The organism is Anaerolineales bacterium, assembly GCA_019637755.1.
Lineage (GTDB): Bacteria > Chloroflexota > Anaerolineae > Anaerolineales > UBA11579 > JAMCZK01.
The window spans coordinates 232,230-256,562 of the sequence record JAHBVC010000002.1 but is presented as its reverse complement, the minus strand read 5'-3'; the positions used below and the strand labels follow the sequence as shown (position 1 = coordinate 256,562).

The window sequence follows — 24,333 nt, the reverse complement described above, 5'->3', positions numbered from 1 at the left end:
TCATTCAGCGACGTTGTGCCATGCCCCTCCTGCGGGGTAACGGATTGGGACCGCGGGATTTGCCGCGGCTGTGGTTGGCCAACAACGGAGGCAGATGCCAGGCAGTATTGGTCTTGATTTGACACCAGCGCTGGCTTCGTGCTAAAGTTGCGCCACAACTGAGCTTGCTCCCGTAGTTGAGGGGGCACGGCGGAAGATGAGCGCCCGCCACTGGAACTTTTTGAGTTCCGGTGGCGGGCGCTTTTTGCGTTGGGCAAAAGCGCCAACGCGGGCCGAGCTGCGCTCGGCCTCAAAAAGATGGAGGCAGTGTGCCGTTCACAAAACCTAATCTGGAATACCAGCAACTGGGCCTAGGCGAGGCGTTTGACGCTCTGGTAGATGCGGAGTGCGTAGACCCTGCGGAGGCTGCAAGAATTTCTGACGTGGCGCGGGCGGCATTGCTGCACATGATAAAGACGGGGTCGGCGCCGAAAATAAAGCTAGCCACTGAAAAAGACAGTGAGCAGGAAGTGTTGCCGCAGTGGCTGGACCCGTTTTTAAATCTCCTGACAAAGGGGTGGCCATGGCGCCAGGCGGCGTACATAGCCTGGATGGCCAGCCCTATTAACAGCCGGTGGCCGGCAACCCAGGAAGAACTGGCAACCAAGGTATTGGGTCTAAGCAGTGACCGGGTCATCAGCACCTGGCGTAAAAAAAATCCGTCTATCGATAGGATGGTGGGTACGGTTCAGACGGCTGAACTCTTTCGGTGGCGCGGGGATATGTTTGCCGCCTTGATTCAGAGTGCGCTCACTCCAAGTTACCGAAATCACAATGACCGCAAGCTGATGGCTGAGATGACGGGGGACTTCGTTCCTATTACCCAGCTCAAGGCCATGATGCTTAAGGGCGACTTCAAGACCAACCGCGATACGGAAGACCTTAGTGACGAAGAGTTGTTGCAGTTAGCGGGCGGTGATTTCGCGCCACTGATGCGTAAGGATACGGATGCTGGCCCAGCCGACGAGCCAAGCGCTTAGCCCAGAGGCGGCCAAGCGCGAAGTCGCCCGGCGTGAGCTGGCGCGGCGAAGCCTCACCGCCTTCGGGGAATATATCTCGCCGTGGTACAGCACGCAGCCCTTCCACCGCCTCATCGACAAAGAGCTGGAAGATATTGAGCGCTACGTGCGCACGCGTGGCCGCCAAGGCAATGGGCGCCTGATCATCAACATGCCGCCGCAAAACGGCAAGTCGGAGAAAGCCTCCAAGATCTTCCCCGCCTGGTTCCTTGGCCGCAACCCGGATGACCGCGTCATCATCGCCAGCTACGGTTCTGAGCTGGCCTTCACCAACAGCGCCGGCGTGCGTGCCTATATTCGAGATGCGCGCTATGCCAATGTGTTTGGTGAGCGCTCCAGTGTGGATCTGCCCGTAGGGTTGGATAGCGAGCAGGGCCGCGTGGGCGGCTGGGATTTGGGCGCACCGCATCGCGGCGGCCTGACCGCTGCCGGCGTCGGCGGACCGCTCACCGGCAAAGGTGCCCACCTGGCCGTCATCGACGACCCGTTTAAAGATCGCTCTGAAGCGGAAAGCCCGGCGGCGCGTCGTAAGGTGCTGGACTGGTGGAGCGGTGTGTTGGTGCAGCGTTTGCGCCAGGGCGCCGCCATCGTGCTGCTGATGACGCGCTGGCATCCGGACGACCTGGCCGGCCACCTGCTCAAAGAGATGGCTTTCAACCCGGAGGCTGACAAGTACCGTGTGCTGAGCCTGCCGGCGCTGGCCGCCGAGCCCAGCCAGTTAGCCAAGAACGAAGACGATCAACGCGCTGCCCTCTCCGAAGGGTTGTGGCTGAACATCAAAGACCCGCTCGGCCGTCAGCCCGGCGAGGCCTTGTGGCCGGGCATGTTCCCGCGAGAAGACCGCTTGCGTGCCAAGGCCAACATGGCGGCGTATGACTGGGAAGCGCTGCACATGCAGATGCCGCGGCCGCGCACCGGCGGCTTCTTTGCCAGAGAGTGGAGGATCGTCGAGCCTTCCGAGGTGCCCAGTGGGCTGCAGTGGTTCCGCCATTGGGACTTGGCCACTTCTGAGAGCGCCCGGGCTGACTACACCTGCGGCGCCTCGCTGGCGTTTGACGCCAACGGCGTGCTCTACATCCGCGACGTGCGCCGCTGGCGCACCGCCTGGCCAGAGAGCCGGCGTAACCTGGTGCAGCTCTCGGCCGAAGTAGACCCCGCTGAGATCTGGGGCATGGAGCATGTCAGCTTCCAGCTGGCCGCGGTGCAGGACATGCAGCGTGAGCTGGCCGGCCGCCGCAGCTTCTACCCGGTGAAGCCCGAGGGCAGCAAGCAAGAGCGTGCGCTGCCGTTGCAGAACTTGAATGACATGGGGCGCGTGGTGCTGGTGCGCGGCGCGTGGAACCGTGATTTCGTCTCGGCCGGCAATGTGTTCCCCCGCCAAGGTGAGCACGACGATGAGATCGACTCTGTCACCGGCGCCATGCAGCTGCAGCGCGAATATGACCAGCGCCACCGTGTGCGCGGCAGAGCCCTCCTGGGCTTTGCATAAGGAGAGCTATGGGAGTGATGCGGCGAGCAGGCAAAGGGGTCGGCGATTTTATTGGCGGCGTCATGGATGGCATCCAAGGCGGCGCGGCCGCCAAGGCGCAGGCGCCGCGGGCGGTGAGTTTGTTGTCCGGCGAGGACCGCTATGGCTCCGGTGCCAACCTGGCAGTGACGTACAACCAGCAGGACTTATACCAGCGTCTGGCCTGGGTGAGTACCGCAATTTCTGTTGTGGCCCAGTTGGCGGCAGCTGGTACGTTTAACGTGTACGCAATGGATGGGGAGGAGAGGCGCGACCTTCCAAACCACCCCTATGAGCTTTTGCATCGCAGCCCAAATCCGTTTTGGACGGGTATCGAGTTTTGGCGAGCCTTTTTTTCGTTTGAGTATTTAACAGGCAGCGGATACGCTTGGCTCAAGCGGCCTAGTGAAACTGTACCTCCTTCAGAGATGTGGATTATCCCAAGTCATAAAATTCTACCCATACCTGATGGTCGCCTAGGCATAGCCTCTTACAAATATGAGCCCGGGGGTGGGCTCCCCCCAACATTCTTGGAGCCGTGGGAGATTTTGTGCTCGCGTGAGTTTCACCCGCTAAGCACTTATTCCGGGCTCTCACGCATTTCGCAGTTAGCGACGATAGCTGAGGGTGATATGGCCATGCAACGGCATAACACCAGCTATTTCCGCGACCAGGGTGGCAAGATGCCGGGGGTGCTGACGTTTGCCGATCAAGTCCCAGACGATCAATGGGTCGAAATCGAAAGAGACGTCAAGAATCACGACAAAAGCGGGCGTATCCTGCTATTGCGCAACACAGGGCAAGGGGTCAATTGGGTTAGCACGGCCATGAGCCGCAAAGACATGGAGTTTCTTGCTGGGCGCACAGCGAACAAAGAAGAAATCTACGAGTGGCTGGCACCAGGTCTCTATAGCTGGTTGGCAGTTAACTCCACTGAGGCTAATTCCAAATCCGGGCGAGATGCGTTCTATGAGGCTAGTGTGTGGCCGCGCCATGTTTCGCTGGCAGAAAAGATTACGGCCCACATCCTGCCTGCCTATGGGAATAATCTAATAGGAGCCTTTGAAGACGTGCGCCCGCGGGATGGCGAACAGAAGCTCCGGGAGCAGCAGGCCTACGAGCGTACCCACACCATCGACCAGGTCAACAAAAAGTTCTACGGCGAAGACCCGCTGCCTGGTGGCCTGGGCGAGCGCCTGGTGCGCGATGGGAGTATGGAAAGCCTTGGCGCGCAGGAGGCCTCCCCGGCCCCATTAGCGGCCGGCAAAGTGGCCGCCAGCTCGCCGGAGGCCGAGCGCGAGCGTGAGCAGTTCAAACGCTATGCCATGAAGCGTCTCCAAGAGGGCAAGCCGGAGAAAGTGGCCGATTTTCGCTTCGAGCACCTGGGAGAGGATGAGCAGACTGCGCTCAAGGCCCAGTTGCTGGGCGGCGAGTGGAGCCTGAAACAAAAGTTGCAGTCTTTGATTGATGAGGTGCGTGAAAATGTCTGACGATCTCAAGCAAGTCGAAATCATCATCCGGCCGGATCCGAAGAGCGGCGGATTTGTGGCGCTGTGCACGGAGTATCCGGAGTGTGTCGGCCGCGGCAAGCACCGCGTGCAGGCGCTGCAGAATGTTGAGGCAGCGATCAGCTATCACCCTGATCGCCTGCGCAAGAGTGGGTTGGCGCAGGGCAAACAAACCAATGCTCGCTAACTATGCCCTGATCGATCGGGCCGCCGATCAGCTGGCCGCCAAGGGCGTGCGGCTGGATAAGGCTTACGAGCGCCGCGATCCGAAGGAGCCCCACCGGCAACAGAAGGAGCTCTTCGAAGACCGGGTGGCCAAGCCGGTGCGCCAGCTCTTTCGCTCGCAGCAGGCATTGGTGTCTGCGTGGGCGGAGGACTTGCGGCCGCCGACCAAGGCGATGCCCGAGCTACCGGCCGAGCTGGTGCTGGCCATCTCGCAGCTCAACTTGGATGATGAGGCTGCTGAAGCCGCCATCCTGATGGCGCTCAGCGAAGCGGGTGACGATGCCGTAACTCTGTTTGCTGAGCAGGCCTCTATTGGCTTGGATCTGGCCTTGTACCAGGCGTTGAGCACCGCCTACGTCCGGGAGCACATCGGCGTCATGATCCAGGGCATCAACAGCACTACTTTGCGGGCCGTGCAGCAAGCGGTGGCCACCTACTTCGAGATTCCGGGCATGACCCTGCGAGACCTGGTGAGCATGTTGCCCTTCGGCCCGCAGCGGGCGCTGGATATTGCCCGCACCGAGATCACGCAGACCTATGGCGAGATCAATCGCCTGGCCGGGGAACAGCTGGCCAGCGAAGTGCCGGATGTGCTGGTGGAGGAGACCTGGTTCACCAATCGCTCGGATACGGTCTGCCCCATGTGCATGGGGCTGGATGGCGTCAGCCGCAAGCCAGGCGAACCCTTCATCCACCGCTCGACGGGCAAGCGCTATATGAGTTCGCGTGACACCCATCCGCGCTGTGCCTGCTGGACCCGGGTGCGCACGCGCATCCTGGGAGGCAAGGCATGACCGAGCTCAAAGTAACCGTGGATACCAAGGAGGCGGGTCTTATGCTGCTCAAGATGCCACAAGCACTTGGGCGTGCCGCTGAGCTGGCCGGCAAAGAATTTGGCGACGTAGTGCTGGACACCGAAGGCCTGCGTGAGTACCCGCCCAGCACGGCCGCCAACGAAGCGCCACCGCCCTATTACAAGCGCGGCGTGGGCATGCAATATGCCCAGGGCAAGAACGACATGCGCTCTGAGCGCTACGGCAGCAGCTACCGCACCAGCGCACGCGGCTACCGCACGGAGATCGTCAACACCACCAGCTATGGGCCGCATCTGGGCGGCCAGAAGCAAGCGCGTCGCATGGCCGCCCTGGGCTGGCGCAAACTGTACGACGTGGCGATGGAGAAGAAAGAGCAGGCGCAGCGAATTTATTCGGCGTGGATCGAGCGCACTTTGAAGCAGTTGGGCTTCAAGTGATTGACATTCGCGGCGGGTTTGTAGTAAGCTACGCAAAGTTGGCAAGAAATCTGCCAGCACCACAAATGAGCTTGCTCCCGTAGTTGAGGGAGCGCGGCGGAAGATGAGCGCCCGCCACTGGAACTTTCGAGTTCCGGTGGCGGGCGCTTTTTTTTGTTTCTGCCCAGGAGACGGGATGGAATACAGGGTGAAAGGTCAATCTAAGGTCAAGGCCCTCAAGGGCATGACGCTCGAGGTGCTTGGTATTCCTTTTGGCGGGCCATTTGGTGGTCGTGATGCCTACCGCGAATACTTTGATGAGCACACTGACCTGCACCTAGATCTGTTCCCGACGCCGCCAGCGGTGTACTACCACGGCAACGACTCCGATGGCTGGCAAGCCGATATCCCTCAGTACCTGGGCAAAACAACAAAAGTTGAGCAACGTGAGGATGGCGTCTGGTTTGAGATCTTGCTGGATGAGGCCTTGGAGCTTGCGCGCCACCTTTATGAGATGGCCAAACAAGGTCTGCTCCGTGCCTCTTCTGGTTCTGCGCCTCACTTGGTGCGGATAGACGAGGATACCGGCCACATCGAAGAGTGGCCGGTGGTGGAGATCAGTCTGCTCGATCTTTCCCTTGGCCAGGCTCCGGCCAATCCGTACGCCGTGGCCATCCCCGTGATGAAAGCTATTTACAAGCAGGCGGGCATCGCCCTGCCTGATTTCCCCAAATCGGAGGCTGCGGAGGCCCAGGCGAAGCCCGGGCGCAGCGGTGCGGGGGCAAGCAAAACCCAACCTACCAAATCACAAGGAGCAACGAGCATGGAATACACCGAAGCGCAGCTGGCGCAAGTGCGCGCTGATGCTGCCAAAGAAGAGCGCGAGCGCATCGAGACCGAGGCCAAGGCCAAGGCCGACCGCGAGAAAGAGATCGAGGATGCCAAGGCTGAAGCCGTGAAGGCTGCTCAGACCAAGTGGGAAGAAGAGAACAAGGACGCCCTCGAGGCGGCCAGGAAGGCGGAGGCCAAGAAGAGCCGCCTCTTCGATGGCGATACGCCTGACCTGCTGAAGTTCGCCGAAGGTTCCAAATTCGCCAACCTGGACCCCGGCGCCCACGCGCTGCTGGTGGAAACGCTCAATTCCGAGAAGGGCGGCAAGGGCGCCAGTGAGCAGGCGGTGAAAGCATTGGCCAACAAACTGCTGGACGAAGGCTCGCGCGACAAGGATCGTCGCTATGCGCGCTCGCTGGCGGCGATGAAAGCCGCAGGCATGCCGCTCAAGGCCAATGAGCTCAACCAATCCACCTTGGCCAACTACGGTGCCGAGTGGGTTGGCGAGACCAGTAGTGCGGCCCTCTGGGAGAAGATCCGCCTGGGCGCCAAGCTGCTGGAAAAAATCCCTACCGTTGAAATTCCGCAAGGTGTCGAGAGCATCACTATCCCTTACGACGCCGGCTCTGCGACCTTCTATAAGGTCGCCCAAGCCAGCGCCACGGACAGCGGTGCGCTGACCCAGGCCACCCCCACCGTGCCCGCCTCCAAGATGGGCACCGGCAACCGTGAGCTGAAGGCCGGCAAGATTGGTGCCCGCGTCCTCTTCACTGGCGAACTGACCGAAGATTCTCTCATCCCTTTCATCGAAACTTTGCAGGCTGACCTGGCGAAAGAGGGCGCTGAAGTGATGGAGCATGTGGCCATTGATGGCGATGTGGCCACGGGCGCTACGACCAACATCAACACCATCGGCGGCACTCCTGCTGGCAGTGAAGCCTATCTGTTGTTGGATGGCTTCCGCAAGTTGGCGCTGGTCACCAATACGGCCAATAGCCGCGATGGCGGTGCGCTGGGGGTAGATGACTACCTCAAGACCCTGCAGCTGATGGGCTTGGGTGGCCGCAATGCGCTCGACAAGAGCAAGGTCGCATTCATCATCGACGCCGCTACCCACTATGCCTCGCTGCAGCTCAATGAGGTGCTCACCTTGGACAAGCGTTCTGCGCCCACTGTGGAAAACGGCCAGTTGACCGGTTTGTGGGGTACCGGGATCTTTGTCTCTGGCAACATGCACCGTGCCAACCAGGACGCCACCTACGGCCTGAAGGCGAACGCTGCCGGCAAGGTGGATCTGACCACTCCGGCCAACAACACCAAGGGCGCCATCCTGGCCGTGCGCTGGGATCAGTGGCTGTTAGGCATGAAGCGCCTCATGACCATGGAAGTGGAGCGCATTGCCCGCGCCGATGCTTGGGAGTTGGTGGCACTGGCTCGCTTCGGCTTGGTCTACCGTGACACCGAGGCCTCGGCCATTAGCTACAACATCACCGTCTAGCCCACGTCTTGCAAAGGAGGGCTGGTCAAGGCCAGCCCTCCTTCTGCCGAAGGAGAACTGTATGTCACAGGAAATCACAGTTGTAGAAATCATCGAGGGCTACCGCGGTGCGCTGACCGGCGAGAACTATGTGGAGCCGGGCAGTGTACTCGAATGCGACCCCGAGGCCGCCGAATACCTGATCGAGATCGGCAAGGCCAAGCCCAGCCGCGAAGATGCGACCTATCGCCTGGTATCGGGCGAAGGTCTGCAGGTGGATGGCGAGCCCTATGCGAGCGAGCCTCCCGAAGGTGGCGTGAGTGCGGCAGGTGCGCCGTCGCGCGAGCACCAGCTACTGAAGAAGAACAACGATGAGCTGCGCGCCATCCTGGCTGGCTTGGGCAAGGACCCGAATTGGTGGGCTTCGATGAACAAGAAGGCCATGGTCAAGGAAATCCTCTCCCTCGAAGCTGGCGTTTCTGCAGAAACGGCGGCGTCCGCCGAAGGCGAGCCCACGGAAACCCCGCCCGCTGCGTAAGCGAAGCCTGAGCCATGTCCGAAGAAACGCCCACGCCCCCCAGCATCACCAACGGGTACTGCACCCTGGCCGAGTTCCAGGCCTACCGTGTTGCCCCGGCGGGGGCTGGCGAGGCTGTGCTGGCGCAGCTCATCGAAGCGGCCAGCCGCTACATCGACCAGGAGGCCGGCTGCACCTTCTTCGCGGTCAGCGAGGTGCGCTGGTACGACGTGCCGGAGGACGATGAGCTGCGTTTCGGCGGCGACTGTCTGGCCATCACCTCGCTCACCAATGGCGATGGCGTCGTGATCCCTGTGGAGAACTACCAGCTCTTGCCGCTCAACGCCGCCGCCAAGCGCGGTGTGCGTGTGCGCCGCGGCGTGCGCTGGTCGGCGGATGCGTACGGCGATCGCCGGGGCGTCATCCGCATCGAGGGCAGCTGGGGGCGCTTTGCTGAAGCGCCCCAGGACATCAAGCTGGCTTGCATGGAGATCGTGCGCACGATGGAGAGCCGCCGCAGCGGCCAGGGCGCTGAAGGTCAGGCCTCGGTCACGCCGTTTGGCATTGTGATCGAGCCTACTGGCGTGCCCAAGCAAGCCGCCCAGATCATCCGCCGCTACCGGAGGATGCTGTGACCACGGCCACCATCCATCCCGCCGAAGTCGCCGCGGGCATCGCCGCCAAGACGCTGACCGGCATCACCCTGAAGGGCCCGGCCGACATGGTCGATGCACCGCTGCATACGCAGCTGCCCTTGCTGCAGCCGGCACCGCACTTCATCACCAACATCCGCATCGAGCGTGACAGCTATGGTAGCGGCGGCGTGGCGCAGATGACGGTTACCTACGACCTCAACTTCCGCTATATGCACTCGCTGGCCAGCTCGGCCGGCTTGGGCGGTGTGTTCGATGCCTTGCTGAAGGCGGTATCGGTCTTGTACATCTTCTTCGCGGAAAACGATTCCATCGCATTTACTGGCGGCGAAGCGGTGGATCTGCAAATTGCCTCCATTGGCGAATTCGGCGATGTGCCCGCCCCTAACGGCACCATGTGCTGGGGCTTTGACCTCGCTGCGCGAGTTACGGAGCTGATCAATTGAACGACTACGTGCGGGCCATTCGGCCCATCCCTATGCCAGATGGCAGCGTAATCTATCCGGGTGCTCACCTGCAGTTGCCGGCAGAGCAGCTCGATGAGCTTGTGGCCGGCGGCCAGGCGGTGCGTGTCCAGTCTGCTGAGCCGAGCGTAGCTGATCCGGAGCCGGCACCCAAAACCGAGAAGGCCGAGAGCAAGAAACACAAGGAGGCCAAGTGAGCCGATCTGTATCCAAGGCGACTCGCGTCTTTGTTGAGGGGCTGGACATGAGTGGCTACAGCCGCAGCATTGGCCCATTGGATTGGACCTACGAATGGGCCAAGGATGAGGCCTTAGCCCAGGAGCTGTATGGCTACCTGCCTGACCAGGTGACGCTCGGCCTTGGCCAGCTGAATGCTGCCTTCGACAACACGGCCAGCATTGGCCCGCACGAGAACTTCAAGGATGCCGAGGGCCAGATGCGCACGGTGATGGTGGCCATCGGCCGAGGGGGCTCCGCCCCTGTGCCCGGAGACCCGATCTACACCGGGCAATTTGCCCAGGGCTCGTATCTCACGGACCCGGGCCAGACCGGCCAGACGCTCTCGGCGCAAATGGATTTCTCACACTCGGCCCAGGCCGATCTGCGCGGCTTGTATGCCATCCCCTGGGGTGTGCTGCTCAAGGCCAAGGGCGTGATCACGGGCATCAACGCTGCTCAGGGCATCCTCAACCCCTTCACTGGCATAGCCACGGCACACGGCGGCTTCATGGTTTACCAGGTGCTGGCTGCCGATGACGATGTAGAGCTCACGGTGCAGGATGCCGCCACCAACGTGGACGGCAGCTTTGTGGACCTGGTCAGCTCGGGCGTGGTTGGCCCGGGTGCCTCAGGCATTGTGCCCTTGGCGCGTGGCGCCACGGTGGAGGCGTATACGCGCTGGCAGCTGGGCGCAGGCACGCAAGCTACCTATGTTGATTTTGTTCTTGGGTTTGTCCGCTCATTCGGGCAGTAAGGAGAAAGTATGTCACCGAACACCGGTCGTACAGTAGGAAAGAATTTCAAGTTTCAGCTTGAGGATATCGGCGGCGTGATGCGCGATCTGCCCGTCAACACGATTAGTGGAGTGGGTATCACGCACGAGTGGGTTGATGTGTCGGCCTTGCAAGATGCCCTAAAAGGTTGGCTGGCAGGTCATGGTGATGTGCCGCTGGAGATCGGCGGCCCATTAAGTACAGACCCCGCTGTGGCAGCTTCAGCTTCCGGAGCTCGTCCGGCATTGAGCGGGTCATACACTATTTTGGTGCCGCTCAATGGCAAGACGGTGCCTTTGATGTTTGCTGTTTATATCGGCATTAGGCACGACTGGGAGACAGGCGATCCGGTCTTCGGGATCGTCAGTCCCAGCGCTGAGGATGGCGTCGCCGTCGGCTCATTTGTGCCCGACGTGAGCAACATGACCTACACCGCCAGCCTGCGCCTGGTGCCGGGCAGCAAGGCTCCCACCTGGGGCACTGCGGCCATCGTGGTGGCGTAAGCATGGGCAAGGTCATCGCCAGCCCCTCGCAGCGCTGGCCGGGCACGGTCACGCTGCAGTCTCCGCTCTATCTGCCCCAAGCAGCCGCCTGGGAAGCGGCGCTTGGGGTGGTAGAGGACCTGCCGGCCAGGGTTACGCACCGCACCTACCTGGCCGCATTGCTACCCGCCGTGTATGCCTGCATTGAGCGCTTTGACCTGGCCGGGTGGCAGGCCTCGTCACCGGATCAGTTCCCGCCAACCGACGAGGGTGTCGAGCTGGCGGCCTGGCTCGTGAAAGAGGTGGCCGTGGTGTACGCCGAAAGTGTGGCGCCACCCCCAAAAGCGTCTACGCCTACGCCTATGCCGACGCCCTCGGAGTCGATGGCGATGGCGGAGAGCCCATCCGCAGCGCCGAGCTCCGCGTCCTAAGTTACATCGATCGCTTTGGGGTGCAGGCGGTGTATGGCCGGCCGCTTAGCCCCGCCGAATTGCGCAGACTGCAACTGGCCGACACGATTGGCCATTATGCGCGGCGGCGGGCGGCGGCAACGGGGGGCGAGGTGACCTGGAACAAAGAGCACCCCGAGGGTGCCGCCCTGCTGGAGTGGGCGGCGCTATACGCAATCGAACTGGGATTACTCAAGAACGCATAAACCATGGCCGATCCAAAGGTCCGCATCCTCATCGAAGCTGTCAACGCCGCTGAAGGCGTTATTAAGGCAGCCAGAAAAGAACTCAAGGACATGGGGGATGAGGGCAAGGCGAACAACTCCACCTTCGCCGCGCTCAAGTCAACCTGGGGCCAAGGCGCGATCGCCTTGGGTGCCGTGGCCGCCGCGGGAGCGGCCGCCAAGAAGGTATTCGATCTAGGCAAAGAAGGGGCCCAGCTGGAGTACCAGGCCCAAAAATTCGATCGCCTGGCCTTGAGCGCGGGCACTGTTAGCGATGTACTGCTGCGCGATCTGCGCGCCGCCACGCGTGGCATGTACTCCGACGCGCAGCTGATGGGCGCAGCGGGCGACTTCATGGCGTTGGGGCTGGCTAAAACGCACGATGAAGCGGTGCGTCTCTCGGCCGTGGCCAGCGCCCTAAACATGAACATGAACCAGTTGGTCCTCACGCTGACCAACCAGACCACCATGCGCTTTGATGCGCTCGGTGTGGCCGTAGATGGGTTTGATACGAAGCTTAATGCGCTGGTTGCCTCGGGCATGAGCGCCAACGATGCATTTACCGAAGCCTTCCTGCAACAGGCCGAGGAGCAGATCGAGCGAGTTGGCCATGCGGCCGACTCCACGCTGGGTAGCTTCCAGCGCCTGGAGGCGCAGGGCAGCACGGCCTGGGAGCGCCTGCGGGTCAACCTCGCTCGATCCACCGCTCCGATTGCTGACGATATGGCTGATACGCTCGAGGTTGTAAATGATGTTGAGCGGGCCCTCGAATTGCTCGGCGCCCGACGTCTTCGCGGTACTTTGTTTGAGCTCGATTCTGGTGCTTTTGTTTTCCAGAACGAATTGCTACAGCGCGCTAATTTCCTAGTCGAACATGGTGCTGAAAAATACATCGCCTTCGGCGAGGCTGTTGAGGATGCTGGTGGTAGCTTCCGTGGCCAGTCTGCAGATATGCAGCGCTGGATGGCCATGGCGGAGCAGTTCAAGGATCTGGATCCCGGGCCGGCAGCATCCGCCGGCGCGGCGGCCGGCGAAGCCTACGTGGCCGAATTTTCGGAGCGCGTCAAGGGCCTCTCTGGGATTGGCAAAACCTTGAATGACATCAAGGTAGGCATGGCCGGTGGCTTTGAGCTGCAGGAGCAGGTGGATTTTGCCAGCAAGCTTCAGCTTACGCCGGATGAAGCAAAGCAAATCTGGGATGCATTTTACGTCGAGGCGGCCCTGGTTGAAGAGCGCGCCGGCAACATCAACATGGCCGAGGCCAAGAAGCGCATCCAGGAAGAGCTGGGCATGCCCTTTGGTGAAGCCGCTGCGCTGTCGCAAGAGGTGCTCGACAACCTCGATGCGCTTAAGGACACCGCCGTCAATGCCGACCTGGTCGTCAATGTCAAGGTGCAGGGCGATACCTGGGTATTGGATCTGGCCGGCGGGCAGTTTGTGATTGGCGGTGGCCAGGCGCTCACCAAAGGGCAGCGCGCCGATGGGGATCGCTGGGCGGCCCAGGCGGGGCATGCCACCGGGGGCTACTTGGGCGAGCGCGGGCCGCTCGTCAAGCTGGGGGAGCGTGGCTGGGAGTATGGGCGCTATGACACCCGTAAGGGCGCGTGGGAGATCATCCCGCACGAGAAATCAGTGGCGCTGGAGCGCCGCGGGTACGGCGCACAAGCCGGCATGATGGCTGGCGGCTTGCTCTTTGACACATGGCACCCGCCTGTGCCAGCAGCCACCCCACGGCCACGTAGCGCCGCTCCGGCGGTCACGCCAGCCGGCGCCGGTGGCGTTACTGCGAAGGCCAACGAACCAACCGATAGCGGAGTGGCCGTACAGGCCGCCGCAGATGCCGCCGTGCGGGCGGCCACCGCCAGCGCGGTGGGTGTGGGCGCCGCCGTAGGTGGCCAGGGCCAGGCGTTTGCCGCTCAAGTCGTGCAGGAGATGGCGCAGCAAAATCTACGCGCGAGCGAGCAGCTCAATGCCGAATTGCGTGAGGGCTTTGGGCGAGTGGTTACCCAGCTCCAGCAGCTGGCGCGCCCTGGGCACATCAAAAACGCGATGCTCGAAGTTATTGCCGAGGTGCGCTGATGGCTGGCCCGGTATTTCCCCGCTGGGGCGTCGAAATGCAATTGGCGGGTGCTGTGCTCTGCCAGGAGGATGGTACAGAGCTCTGCCAAGAGGATGGCAGCCGCCTGGTCATGGATGGCTTTGGCTATGTGGATATCACCGCTGACGTGGTGGTGCCGAGCCTCACCTGGAGCAAGGGCAAGCTGGATACCCGCCAGACGGGCCGCGTAGCAGGCATCGGCACCTTGCAATTGGAGCTCAACAATTCGGTGAGCAACTCCGCGGGTCTGGCTGGTTGTTACTCGCCCGGTCACGCAAACTGCCGCCCGGGCTTTGCGCGCAAGCGCGCTATCCGTTGGTATCTGGAGTATGGCGGCGTGCGTGTCTACAAGTGGCAAGGCTATGTATCTAACCTCAAGCCGGTGCCGGGCGTGTATGGCCAGCGGCACACGCTGGTAGAAGCCCAGAGCACGATGATCTTGTATCACGGTGCGCAACGTCAAAGCCTGCAGGAGCTGCAAATCGAAGTGCGTTCGGATCAAGTGTATGAACAGCTTACGCGCGGGCTTGAGCGCCGGCCGCCCTCGTGGCGGTGGAGCGTCAACCCCCGGCCGCTGAATTTTGTTTTTGCGGCCGCATTGTCTCAAAAACCAACGGCGGCCAGCGAACTCAACAAGGTGGCCGCCTCAGCCTGGGATCTGGTGCTCGAGCAAGGCAATGCTCAGCATGGCGGGAGCGTGCGTAGTGTGGCGTATGCTGACCTGCTGCGCCAACAGACGGTGCAGGCGGATCTCGCCGAAGGCCTGCGGGATTTGCAGCCTGATGAAGAGGAGCCTCTGTACTCGCGGGTTTCTGTCACCATCCACCCCCGCAAGGCCGAGGAAGACGAGACGATCTTATGGCAGCTCGATCAGGCAGAGTATATGCGCGCGGGCATCACGGTGGAAAAGATAGTCTCATATAGCGATGGGCGCGGCGGTGCAGTGGCTGCGCTGGATATCGATCGAGATCCCGAGCCCGGCGTGGATTACTACTTTGACAGGGTGGAGGCCGACCTGGCTGGTGCGTTGAGCGGGTCACTCCTGGTAGAGATCGAGGCGGGTGCTACACAAAGCGTGTTGCGTTTCACGCCTCGCCACAACGGATACCTTAATAACTATTTCCTGCGTGGCAAGTTGGTGCGCGCCTTCAACGAGGTCACGCTGCCCGAGGATATCTCGCCCCAGCCCGGGGAAGATGCTGAGCTGCGCGTGGATCTGCCATACCAAAGTAATGCCGTGTTTGGCGCAAGCCTGGCCAAGGTGCTGCGTGATGATGCTGTCGGCGAAAACGGTGGGTATCGGGTGAGCTTTAGCGCCAATCGCAATGATACGCATATGCAAGCGGCGTTACTGGAGCCCGGAGCGGTAGTGACAGTCAGCGAATGGCAGACCGGCGTGGATAACTGGCTAGGGATCATTGTGGGTGAGCAGGGAGAGCTGAGCGGGCGCGACCAGGTGAGCGTCACCTGGACGCTGTTACCGCTGCCCCCCCAAGATGCGTTGCTGATCGGCGTGCCTGGCCGCTGTGAAATTGACGGCACGCATGTGGTGCGAGGTGTATAGATGGCGATTTGGGTAGATCCGACCGCGTTTGATAATGGCGATCCTTTGACACTGGTGCTGGCCAACCAGTTGATGGTGGATAACGCGCAATTTTTGTACGACAACCTGGGCGTGTTAGACGCAAAGGCGGGCTACATTGCCCCACTGGTCACACCGTCCAACTTCAGCCTGCTGAATATCCCTCAGGGGTACGACAGCCTGCATGTGGTTGCCTATCTGCGCTCTACGTATACGGGAGCCACGCAAGATTTCGGCATCATCCGCTTCAACGGCGACACGGCGGCCAATTACGCATACAACCTCACGCGGGCCACAACTACCACGCTGTCCTCTACGGGTGGTGGCGGCCAGGCTTCGTTGTTTGGGGCGGGCCTCGAGATCCAGAGCAGCCATGCCACCCCCGGGGCGCTGGCCTACTCCGTGCTGGAACTCACTATCCCTGGGTATAGCAACAACAGTTACTACAAGGCTGTAACCATGCAGAGTGGCTGTTACAAGGGAGCGGCGGGTGGATCACATTACAACGTCTCGGGGCATGCTACCTGGCTGCAGACGGCGCCGATCGATCGCATCGATATCAGTGCCAATGGCGGCTTATGGGAAGTAGGCAGTTATTGCGCTGTGTTTGCGGGGCAGCACATCTCATGACACTGGCAACCAGTAGCCTGGTGCTGCGCGAGCCTACGCCGCAAGAGCGCGAGGAGCGCCGTGCCTATCTATGGCAACGCAACGGGATGGATGCCTGGCTAGTGCGTATTGAGGCGATGCCAGACTCTGAGGCCAAGGCCGGCGAGCGTGCCAAGTGGGAGCTCAATTGCCAGAGCCTGGAGCGCGAGGTGGCATCCGGGCGCATTGCTGAATGGGTCACTACCTACCGCGAGCTCACCGGCGAGGAGCTGGCCCAGCGCGAAACAGACCAGGCGATCGTGGCCGCCGCGCTAGCTGAAGGTGAACGCCGCCGGCAGCAGCGCATTGAGTTAGTGCGGCAAGCCGCCGCGGCGCTAAATTTGCTGCCGGCAGAATATCTGGAGTTGCACCCTGTAGCCGGCGTTAGCGCGGAGGATTACCAGTGAGCGGTGAAAACAAATATAGCGATTTAGAGCTTTTTGCGGCCCCGCCTGAAAAAGGCGATGTATTTTTCGGCCGCGATATTGACGACCCGGCCACTGATACGGGCTGGGTCAAGGGGCTCGAGCTGGAAATGTTGCTGGCCGGGGTGGGCAATCTAGACAGCCGCACCCCCGACCCGGGCGATGAACTGGAAGAATCAGATGAGCTGGTGGTGGCGGCTGGCGGAGGATCCTATCGCGTGCCCGCCTGGAAGCTGGGATCGCGCCATCGCAAGTATCTCGCCAGTCAAGTGGATATGGCCAGTAACACCACGTTGGCCGCTCTCGCTGGGCTGGAGTTTGAGCTGGCGGCGGGTGGAGTGTACGTGTTCGAGGCGCTGCTACACGTCAGCGCCGGCGCAAGTGGTGGGCACAAGTACCGCGTAGCGGGCAGCAACGGGCTCACCGCCAGCACGATCAATTACTACGTGCAGGCTCAGTCGGGCACGGCAGCGCCCACTATTGGCACACGTATTCAGGATTTGGGCAGCACGGCCGCCGGCGTGACCAGCGCCACCAGCGGCATTTGTGCGCTGCGTGGCGCCTTGGTAGTTAGTGACGCCGGCTCACTGGTCATTGAGTTTGCGCAAAACGCCAGCAATGGCACCGCCAGCAGTGTGCTGGTGGGCAGTTATCTCGACGTAGTACGCGTCGCCTAATTGAGGAGAGAGAGGATATGGATACGTTGAACGGCAAGGGAATGTATTTGTGGATCAGCAGCCGGGTGGAAGGTGGCGATCCCGAGCGTATCGCCCAGACGGCCGCCGAAGCTGGCTTGACGCATGTGCTCATCAAAGTGGCGGATGGGCAGTACGCCTACAACATCGACCCTAAGACCGGCAAGGATAATGTGCCGGCCGTGGTCGATGCGTTGCGCACCCGCGGCATCCAGGCGTGGGGCTGGCAGTACATCTACGGCCGCAACCCGGCCGCCGAGGCGGCGATGGCCATCCAGCGCACCAAGCAGTTCAACCTGGATGGCTTCGTGGTCAATGCTGAGGTGGAGTTCAAGCAAAAGGGCATGGAGGCGCAGGCTCGCCAATATATGCAAACGCTGCGCGCTGGGCTGCCCGGCGTGCCGGTCGGTTTCAGCAGCTATCGCTACCCCACCTTGCACCGGCCGCTGCCCTTCGAGACCTTCTTGGAGTACAGCGACATCAACATGCCGCAGGTGTATTGGGTGCAGGCCAGCAACCCGGCTGCTCAGCTGCGGCGCTCGGTAAGCGAGCACCAGGCGCTGAATGTGTGGCGCCCGATCGTGCCCACCGGCTGCGCCTACCCGGATGGCGCCTGGGCACCCACGGCTGGCCAGGTGACCGAGTTCCTGCAGGCCTGCAAGGATCTGGGCCTCAGCGGCGCGAACTTCTGGGAGTGGTACTACGCCCGCAAGGATCTTGCGCTGTGGGCCGCGGTGAGCGCCTTCCCGTGGGCGCCGCCAGTGGAGCCCGAAGCAGAGCCTGCGCCGGTCGTAGATGATCCGGAGCCGGCGCCGGTGAAGGTAGAGACGCAGCCGTACGTCAGCCCGGAGGTGCTCAAGGACTGGCAGGCGATGCGGGCAGCGGCGGCTGGCCAGGGGCGCGGGTAAATGGCCAACGGCGAGACGTTCGACACCATTCGCAAGCTCGTGGATAGCGGCCCCAGCGGCGAGGGATTGAGCCGCAAGCAGACAGATCTGCTTCTGTTGGCCGCCCAGGCAGATATTCACGCGCAGGTAAAAGACCTCCACACCAAGATCGATAAAGAGGTCAAGCCAGTGCGCCAGGCCGCCTACTTGGCATTGGCAGCTTCCTTCGTGGCGCTCTTTCTTCCGGATCTGCGAGATGTGCTGGTCAAAGCATTCCTGGCATTGTTTGGCTTGTGAGAGGAGGTGATCCAAGAGAGTTCGTGGAGGTCAGTTTTTTTCAACGGATCAACATTCCTGGGCACGGAAGAGTGATCAAACATGAAGAAGTCGTATATTGTGTTGCTTGTTTTGTTCGCTGCCATCTTCGTGGTGGCTGCCGCTCCGGCACCCGCTGTGCCGGCGGCCGGCGGGGTGGTCGGTGCAGAAATCGACTTGGCGGCCCTCGTGGCCGCCGCCATCGGTGGCGTGGGCCCGATTTTTGTGGTCATCTTTGGCCTGGTCGAGTACGTGCGTAACCTCGGCGTACGCGATATGGCCTTGCTGATGGTCTCCATGCTCATCGGTTTGATCTTTGGCCTGTGCTATCTCGTCGCGACCCTCGGCACGCCGGCAGACTTTGGCGCCTGGTTTGCTTACTGCGTCACGGCCATCCTGTATGGGCTTGCGGCCTCGGGGGTGGTCAAGCTGGGTAAGCGCTTGGCCGACGGGGTCTAACCCGTTTCTGCAGAAACGAAGCCCTCAGGCTGGCGCCTGGGGGCTTTTTTGTTGGCCCTATGCTTCTGCCGGAGTCTCCACCCATATTTCCAGCTCTTGCGCTTCCCCACTGCGTTTTACCGGGTACCTGAATTTATGCCTATGGAGCTGTGGTCTTAGGGGCGAAGCCCCTAAGAGAGTAAAGGTTTGAGCTTGATTATCTCGTCGTTAAATAACTAAGAGGTTTCACCTTCTCGCAATGACAGAAAATGAGCCGTTACAATCCCCCCATGCTCACCGTAGAAACCCACTGCCACACAGACGCCAGCGGCGATTGCCGCGTACGCGTGGAAGACCTCATCAAGACCGCCCGCCGCCGCGGCATTGACCGCCTGGTGGTGACCGACCACAACTCCATCAGTGGGGCGGTGCGCGCCAAGCAGCTCGACCCCGAGCTCATCATCATCGGTGAGGAAATCATGACCGAGCAGGGCGAGCTGCTGGCCTTCTTCGTCAGCGAAGAGGTGCCCCGCCACCTGCCGCCCATGGACGCCATTCGCATGCTGCGTGAGCAGGGCGCCTACATCAGCGTCTCGCACCCGTTTGACCCACGCCGCGGCTGGGAGCTGCGCGCCCTGGAGGCGATTGCGCCGCACGTGGATGCGGTCGAGACCTTCAACGCCCGCAACATCCGCCCGGCCTACAACGAGGCCGCCGAGCGCTTCGCCACCCGCTTCAAGCTGGGCGGCACCGCTGGCTCCGATGCGCACACCCTCATCGAGGTCGGCCGCGCCACCATGCAGGTGCCCGAGTTTACGGATGCGGCCAGCCTGCGGGCGGCCATGCCGCAGGCGCAGTATACGAAGCGCGCCAGCGGCCCGCTGATCCGCCTGGCCTCGCGCTATGCGGCGATTGTGAATAAGGTGAGCAGGGGAGCGGGGAGCAGTAAGTAGTGGACAGGTAACAGTGAATAGTGAACAGTAATCAGTGAACAGGCAACCCCTGCTCACTGGTTACTGCTCACTGCTCACGTTAACTGCGATAAAATCACTCGGCGTTTACGCACGGCTCGGTGGCGGAACTGGCAGACGCAGGGGACTTAAAATCCTCCGAGGGCAACCTCTTGTGGGTTCGATTCCCACCCGAGCTACTTTTACTGGCCGATGTTGCATCTAGTGACGACCCTATAAGCACACACGCGGAGCCTGGATGCCTATTCAATCCCTGCACATGCTGATTACATTGGCGCTCTTGCTCGCCGCCATGCTCTATCCCTTTCTTCCCGGGCGATATGATGCGCTAGCGGTGCCAGTGTCCACCCTGATGCAGCTATTGGGAGCGGGGGGCACAGTATTGTTGGCTCCGATCGGAATTGCCTGGCTGGTATATGAAAGGCGCGGTGCGAAGCCCCGCTCTGGCGCTTGGGCGCTGGCCGCCGTGGTGGCAGCTGGCCTGCTGGCGGTGCTGCTGTGCGTGGCTGCTTACGCATTGAGCGGCGTGCTGTTGGCCGTTGCCTTCGCCATCGCAGCGCTATTGCCCCTACAGCGTCTTGCCCGCCTGCGCACAGGCGTGGGTGCCGCGGAAGCGGTAACCGCGGCCCGGTACATGGCGCTGTTACCCCTGGCGCTGCTGGCCGCCCAGCTTATGCTGGCGGGGCCGCTCACCCAAGCCAGCCGGGCGCGTGGCATTGCCAATAGCGCTGAACTGTTGGACGCTATCGAGGCGTACCATGCCGCGCATGGCGCCTATCCGGCGTCCTTGGCAGCAGTCTGGCAAGACTATGCACCGGGGGTGGTGGGGATAAGTCGCTATTTCTATGCAGCCAAAGGTGCGGGGTTCAATTTGTTCTTTGAGCAGCCGCGCTTCATTCTCGATAACTTTGGGGCACGTGAACTCGTGGTCTATAACCCACTGGGCGAGCACAGCATGATCAGCCATGATTCATGGATTCTTCTACTCGGCCCGAGCCGCGTGGAATCCACGCCAGGCTGGTTTCAGGTGAACGATGCTGGCGAGGGCTGGCGCTATTTTTGGTTTGATTAGACGGCTTTTGCCCTGGTCAAGTGTCTGTTAAGCCTGCAGACGCGCGATTTCTCGCTGGACCCTTGCTGGGGATTAAATTGTTAATGCTATAATCCCCGTATGTTCCAACCCATCGTTGTGGACAGCAATAATCTGGACAATAACCCCCAGCGGGCGGGAGGCCCCTGCCTGGCGGCTCGTTAGGTCCGCCTGGTTGGCTCTCGCCCGGTGCATTCGCACCGGGCGTTTTTGTTTGCACTTATTCTTGTGAGGATTGTGATGAGCACTACGTTCAAGACCCATACTTGTGGTGAACTGCGTGCCGAGCACAGCGGGCAAACCGTCACGCTGGCCGGCTGGGTACACCGCCGCCGTGACCACGGCGGGCTTACCTTCATTGACTTGCGTGACCGCTTCGGTTTAGTCCAGATCGTCACCGACCCCGAAAAGGCCCCCGAGACCCACGCCGCCTTTGACCCCGTGCGCAGCGAGTGGGTGCTGCAGGTCACCGGCATCGTGCGTACTCGCCCTGAGGGCATGCACAACGCCGATCTCGCTACCGGTCAGATCGAAGTGGCCGTCACCGAGCTCAAGGTGCTCAACCAGGCCAAGCCGGTGCCCTTCGCCATCAACAAAGATGAAGAGGTAGACGAGAACGCCCGCCTCAAATACCGCTACCTTGACCTGCGCCGTGAGCGCATGCAGCGCAACATCGTGCTGCGCCACAAGATCGTCAAGTTCATCCGTGATTACATGGATGCTGAAGGCTTCCTCGAAATCGAGACGCCCATCCTGTTCAAGACCACGCCCGAGGGTGCGCGTGACTACCTCGTGCCCTCGCGCGTACACGCCGGTGAGTTTTACGCCCTGCCGCAGTCGCCCCAGCAGCTCAAGCAGCTGCTCATGGTGGCCGGTATGGAGCGCTACTTCCAGCTCGCCCGCTGCTTCCGCGATGAAGACCTGCGCGGCGACCGCCAGCCGGAGTTCACCCAGCTGGACATCGAGATGTCCTTCGTGCAACGTGAAGACGTGATGGATCTCATGGAGCGCATGTACACCGCCATGGTCAAAGAGCTGGTGCCCACCAAGCGCCTGCTCTCTGAGCCCTGGCCGCGCCTCACCTACAAAGAATCCATGGCGCGCTTCGGCAAAGACAACCCAGACATGCGCTATGGCATGGAGTTGCAAGACCTCACCGAATGGGCCGCCACCAGCGGCTTCAAAGTCTTTGAAGATGCGGTCGCCAGCGGCGGCCATGTGCGCGGCATCAACGCCAAGGGGATGGGCAGCGCCAGCCGCAAAGAGATTGACGCGCTCACCGAATACGTCAAGCAGTTCAAGGCCAAGGGCTTGGCCTGGCTGGCCGTCGCCAGCGAGGGCGAGGATCGCTCGTCGTTCCTCAAATTCCTCAGCCCCGAGGGCTTGGCCGCCCTCAAGCAGGCCATGAGCGCTGAACCCGGCGACCTGCTGCTCTTCGTGGCTGACCAGCCGGCGGTGGTGTACGACACCCTCGGCCGCCTGCGTGTGCACCTCGCCGAGCAGCTCAACCTGGCCGACCCGGACCTGTTGGCGTTCTGCTGGGTCATCGATTTCCCCTTCGCCTTCTGGAACGAGGAGGAACAGCGCTGGGACCCCAGCCAGCACCTCTTCACCTCGCCCATGCCGGATGACATTGACCTCATCGAGAGCGACCCGGCCAACATGCGCGGCACGCAATACGATATGGTGCTCAACAACACCGAGGTGGCCGGCGGCTCCATCCGCATCCACGAGCGCGCCCTGCAATCACGCATCTTCAAGCTCATCGGCTTGAGCGAAGAAGTGGCGCAGGAGCGCTTCGGCCACATGCTCGAAGCCTTCGAGTACGGCGCCCCGCCGCACGGTGGCATTGCCTCCGGTATTGACCGCCTGGCTATGATTCTGGCTGATGAGGACAGCATCCGCGAGGTCATCGCCTTCCCCAAGAACCAGGCCGCCCGCGATGTGATGGCCGATGCGCCCTCGGTCACCGAAGAGCGCCAGCTCAGAGAGCTGCACATCAAGGTGGACGTACCCAAGAAAGCCGAATAACAAAAGGCCGAGCAACCGCTCGGCCTTTTTGATTTTTAGACTATAGCCATCATGCAGGGGCGTCCGCTGCTTCATGGCGTAGCATGCTGCGCCTTGCCTTATTGTCATTGCGAGGAGTATTGCCGCTTTGCGGCAAGCGGACGAAGCAATCCCCAAGTGCAGGCGTACACAGGCTTTGGGACTGCTCCGTGCAGGCTGTCATTCCGAACGAGCGGCGTAGCCGCGAGGAGGAATCCTTTAGGACATTACAAACAGGCTTATTGTGCTATGTCCTAAAGGATTCCTCGCTACGCTCGGAATGACGGCTTGGCTGTGTAGGGGCGTCCGCTGCTTCGCAGCGTAGCATGCTGGCCTCTTGCCTTATTGTCATTGCGAGGAGTACTGCCGCTTTGCGGCAAACGGACGAAGCAATCTCAGATATGTTCACGCAACGCACAACACCGTCATTCCGAACGAGCGCAGCGGATGAAGAATCCTTTAGGGCACAGCAAGCCCCAGTTTTTGTTGAGGGACAAGCATGCTGGCAAGCGCATATTCATGCTGTGCCGACCAAACGTACTGTGTCATTCTGACCGGGTTTGTTCATCCACACCAGGATAGCCGAAGCCTGACCAGGGAAGAATCTTTGCTGGCATATCTTCTATCAACTGTAGCTTTTATTCCACCCCGCGCCGCTCCGGCACCACATAGATCAGCGGCAGGCTCAACAGTGTCACCGCATACTTGACCAGCAAATTCACCACAAAAATGCCCCACACCGTCGCCCACGGCAGCAGGCCGCCAAACGCGCCCACCGCAAAAATGAGATTGTCCACCGGCACGCTCAGGCTGTTGCTCACCAGCACCCGCGCCCATTGGTAGCGCCACGTGATGCGCGTCACGAACAGGTGATACAGCTCCGTATCCAGCAGCTCGCTCACCACCTCGGCGACGATCGAGGCCAGCGTAATGCGCCACACCGGCGTCAGCACCGCGGCGAACTCGGCGCCCAACCCCCAGCTGGCATCGCTGGGGAACTTGGCCGCCCACACCAGGTAGGCCGCCATGCCCAGGTTGATGGCGCCTGCCGCCACCACCAGCGTGCGCGCCACGCTGCGCCCCAGCAGCTTGTGCACCACATCGCGCAGCGTAAACGTGATCGGGTAGATGAACGTGCCCATATCCACCGCCAGGCTGCCCAACGCCGGCAGGGTCAGCGTGCCGATTTTGACGCTGGCCACATCCGCCAACATTTGCGCCGCAATGTACGCGGCAATCACCACTACAGCGGTGGCGGGGAGGGGGGAGGGGGCTGCTATGTCTTCTTTTTTCACGATGCTCCTAACTTATTGCAAATCACCAGTGAACAGCGGCTACTTACTACTCACTGCTCCCAGTTCACTTCTTTCTACTCACTACTCACTGATCCCTGCTCACTCAATTAACAGAAATGAGGACGCCAAGTCCTCGCCGCAGTTTTGATAAGCCGGGTGCGCTGCAACCGGCATAGGGCAGGCTTAAGTGGCCCTAAGCCAGCCCTGCTACGCAAACATTAT

The 24,333-nt window shown here is 61.3% G+C and carries 27 protein-coding genes and 1 tRNA gene; 27 read left to right on the top strand and 1 reads right to left on the bottom strand.

The annotated features are described in order from the left end of the window. Window positions 1-308 precede the first annotated feature (308 nt). From KF821_09075 to aspS, 27 genes are all read left to right on the top strand, one after another. A complete protein-coding gene (locus KF821_09075) occupies window positions 309-1,019 on the top strand; it encodes a hypothetical protein (protein MBX3005959.1) in 711 nt (236 codons plus the stop codon). Beyond that, complete coding sequence (gene terL, locus KF821_09070) at window positions 988-2,547, top strand: phage terminase large subunit (protein ID MBX3005958.1); 1,560 nt, start codon at window positions 988-990, stop codon at window positions 2,545-2,547. The genes KF821_09075 and terL overlap by 32 nt, the downstream gene beginning before the upstream one ends. 8 nt (window positions 2,548-2,555) lie before the next feature. Then, window positions 2,556-4,055: a phage portal protein gene (locus KF821_09065; GenBank protein ID MBX3005957.1), complete on the top strand. Its 1,500-nt coding sequence runs from the start codon at window positions 2,556-2,558 to the stop codon at window positions 4,053-4,055. Next, complete coding sequence (locus tag KF821_09060; GenBank protein ID MBX3005956.1) at window positions 4,048-4,260, top strand: hypothetical protein; 213 nt, start codon at window positions 4,048-4,050, stop codon at window positions 4,258-4,260. The genes KF821_09065 and KF821_09060 overlap by 8 nt, the downstream gene beginning before the upstream one ends. Continuing rightward, window positions 4,250-5,092, top strand: coding sequence for a hypothetical protein (locus KF821_09055; protein ID MBX3005955.1), 843 nt, complete (start codon window positions 4,250-4,252; stop codon window positions 5,090-5,092). Before KF821_09060 ends, KF821_09055 begins: the two co-directional genes overlap by 11 nt. Beyond that, the gene (locus KF821_09050) at window positions 5,089-5,550 is read left to right on the top strand and encodes a hypothetical protein (protein ID MBX3005954.1); all 462 of its coding nucleotides are present in this window, start codon (window positions 5,089-5,091) and stop codon (window positions 5,548-5,550) included. Before KF821_09055 ends, KF821_09050 begins: the two co-directional genes overlap by 4 nt. A 175-nt stretch (window positions 5,551-5,725) precedes the next feature. Continuing rightward, the gene (locus KF821_09045) at window positions 5,726-7,858 is read left to right on the top strand and encodes a hypothetical protein (GenBank protein MBX3005953.1); all 2,133 of its coding nucleotides are present in this window, start codon (window positions 5,726-5,728) and stop codon (window positions 7,856-7,858) included. Between the two features lie 61 nt (window positions 7,859-7,919). Beyond that, window positions 7,920-8,375, top strand: coding sequence for a hypothetical protein (locus KF821_09040; GenBank protein ID MBX3005952.1), 456 nt, complete (start codon window positions 7,920-7,922; stop codon window positions 8,373-8,375). Between the two features lie 14 nt (window positions 8,376-8,389). Beyond that, window positions 8,390-8,989: a hypothetical protein gene (locus tag KF821_09035; protein MBX3005951.1), complete on the top strand. Its 600-nt coding sequence runs from the start codon at window positions 8,390-8,392 to the stop codon at window positions 8,987-8,989. Next, entirely contained in the window at window positions 8,986-9,453 is a 468-nt protein-coding gene (locus tag KF821_09030; GenBank protein ID MBX3005950.1) for a hypothetical protein, read from the top strand. Before KF821_09035 ends, KF821_09030 begins: the two co-directional genes overlap by 4 nt. Then, window positions 9,450-9,668 (top strand): hypothetical protein, encoded by a 219-nt coding sequence (locus KF821_09025; GenBank protein MBX3005949.1) that lies wholly within the window; start codon window positions 9,450-9,452, stop codon window positions 9,666-9,668. Before KF821_09030 ends, KF821_09025 begins: the two co-directional genes overlap by 4 nt. After that, on the top strand, window positions 9,665-10,444 hold the full coding sequence (locus tag KF821_09020) for a hypothetical protein (GenBank protein ID MBX3005948.1): 780 nt from the start codon (window positions 9,665-9,667) through the stop codon (window positions 10,442-10,444). The genes KF821_09025 and KF821_09020 overlap by 4 nt, the downstream gene beginning before the upstream one ends. Window positions 10,445-10,453: 9 nt before the next feature. Continuing rightward, the gene (locus KF821_09015) at window positions 10,454-10,966 is read left to right on the top strand and encodes a hypothetical protein (protein ID MBX3005947.1); all 513 of its coding nucleotides are present in this window, start codon (window positions 10,454-10,456) and stop codon (window positions 10,964-10,966) included. 2 nt (window positions 10,967-10,968) lie between these two features. Beyond that, window positions 10,969-11,376: a hypothetical protein gene (locus KF821_09010; protein MBX3005946.1), complete on the top strand. Its 408-nt coding sequence runs from the start codon at window positions 10,969-10,971 to the stop codon at window positions 11,374-11,376. A gap of 59 nt (window positions 11,377-11,435) precedes the next feature. After that, the gene (locus KF821_09005; GenBank protein MBX3005945.1) at window positions 11,436-11,600 is read left to right on the top strand and encodes a hypothetical protein; all 165 of its coding nucleotides are present in this window, start codon (window positions 11,436-11,438) and stop codon (window positions 11,598-11,600) included. 3 nt (window positions 11,601-11,603) lie between these two features. Further along, window positions 11,604-13,697, top strand: coding sequence for a hypothetical protein (locus KF821_09000; protein MBX3005944.1), 2,094 nt, complete (start codon window positions 11,604-11,606; stop codon window positions 13,695-13,697). Then, on the top strand, window positions 13,697-15,280 hold the full coding sequence (locus KF821_08995) for a hypothetical protein (GenBank protein MBX3005943.1): 1,584 nt from the start codon (window positions 13,697-13,699) through the stop codon (window positions 15,278-15,280). The genes KF821_09000 and KF821_08995 overlap by 1 nt, the downstream gene beginning before the upstream one ends. Continuing rightward, the gene (locus KF821_08990; GenBank protein MBX3005942.1) at window positions 15,281-15,928 is read left to right on the top strand and encodes a hypothetical protein; all 648 of its coding nucleotides are present in this window, start codon (window positions 15,281-15,283) and stop codon (window positions 15,926-15,928) included. It begins immediately after the preceding gene. Continuing rightward, complete coding sequence (locus tag KF821_08985) at window positions 15,925-16,353, top strand: hypothetical protein (GenBank protein ID MBX3005941.1); 429 nt, start codon at window positions 15,925-15,927, stop codon at window positions 16,351-16,353. The genes KF821_08990 and KF821_08985 overlap by 4 nt, the downstream gene beginning before the upstream one ends. Next, on the top strand, window positions 16,350-17,048 hold the full coding sequence (locus KF821_08980; GenBank protein MBX3005940.1) for a hypothetical protein: 699 nt from the start codon (window positions 16,350-16,352) through the stop codon (window positions 17,046-17,048). Before KF821_08985 ends, KF821_08980 begins: the two co-directional genes overlap by 4 nt. A gap of 17 nt (window positions 17,049-17,065) precedes the next feature. Further along, complete coding sequence (locus tag KF821_08975) at window positions 17,066-17,974, top strand: hypothetical protein (GenBank protein MBX3005939.1); 909 nt, start codon at window positions 17,066-17,068, stop codon at window positions 17,972-17,974. Then, entirely contained in the window at window positions 17,975-18,250 is a 276-nt protein-coding gene (locus tag KF821_08970) for a hypothetical protein (GenBank protein ID MBX3005938.1), read from the top strand. It begins immediately after the preceding gene. Between the two features lie 81 nt (window positions 18,251-18,331). Beyond that, complete coding sequence (locus KF821_08965; GenBank protein ID MBX3005937.1) at window positions 18,332-18,727, top strand: hypothetical protein; 396 nt, start codon at window positions 18,332-18,334, stop codon at window positions 18,725-18,727. Window positions 18,728-18,996: 269 nt separating this feature from the next. Continuing rightward, window positions 18,997-19,659, top strand: a complete 663-nt coding sequence (locus KF821_08960) for a PHP domain-containing protein (protein ID MBX3005936.1) — start codon at window positions 18,997-18,999, stop codon at window positions 19,657-19,659. Window positions 19,660-19,772: 113 nt separating this feature from the next. Further along, window positions 19,773-19,856 (top strand) — tRNA-Leu (locus KF821_08955). A 59-nt stretch (window positions 19,857-19,915) separates the two neighbouring features. Then, the gene (locus KF821_08950) at window positions 19,916-20,749 is read left to right on the top strand and encodes a hypothetical protein (protein ID MBX3005935.1); all 834 of its coding nucleotides are present in this window, start codon (window positions 19,916-19,918) and stop codon (window positions 20,747-20,749) included. A gap of 258 nt (window positions 20,750-21,007) precedes the next feature. Beyond that, window positions 21,008-22,798 (top strand): aspartate--tRNA ligase, encoded by a 1,791-nt coding sequence (aspS, locus tag KF821_08945; GenBank protein ID MBX3005934.1) that lies wholly within the window; start codon window positions 21,008-21,010, stop codon window positions 22,796-22,798. A 656-nt stretch (window positions 22,799-23,454) separates the two neighbouring features. On the opposite strand, the gene KF821_08940 is transcribed toward aspS, so the two are convergent. Next, on the bottom strand, window positions 23,455-24,111 hold the full coding sequence (locus tag KF821_08940) for a queuosine precursor transporter (protein ID MBX3005933.1): 657 nt from the start codon (window positions 24,109-24,111) through the stop codon (window positions 23,455-23,457). Window positions 24,112-24,333: the final 222 nt, after the last annotated feature.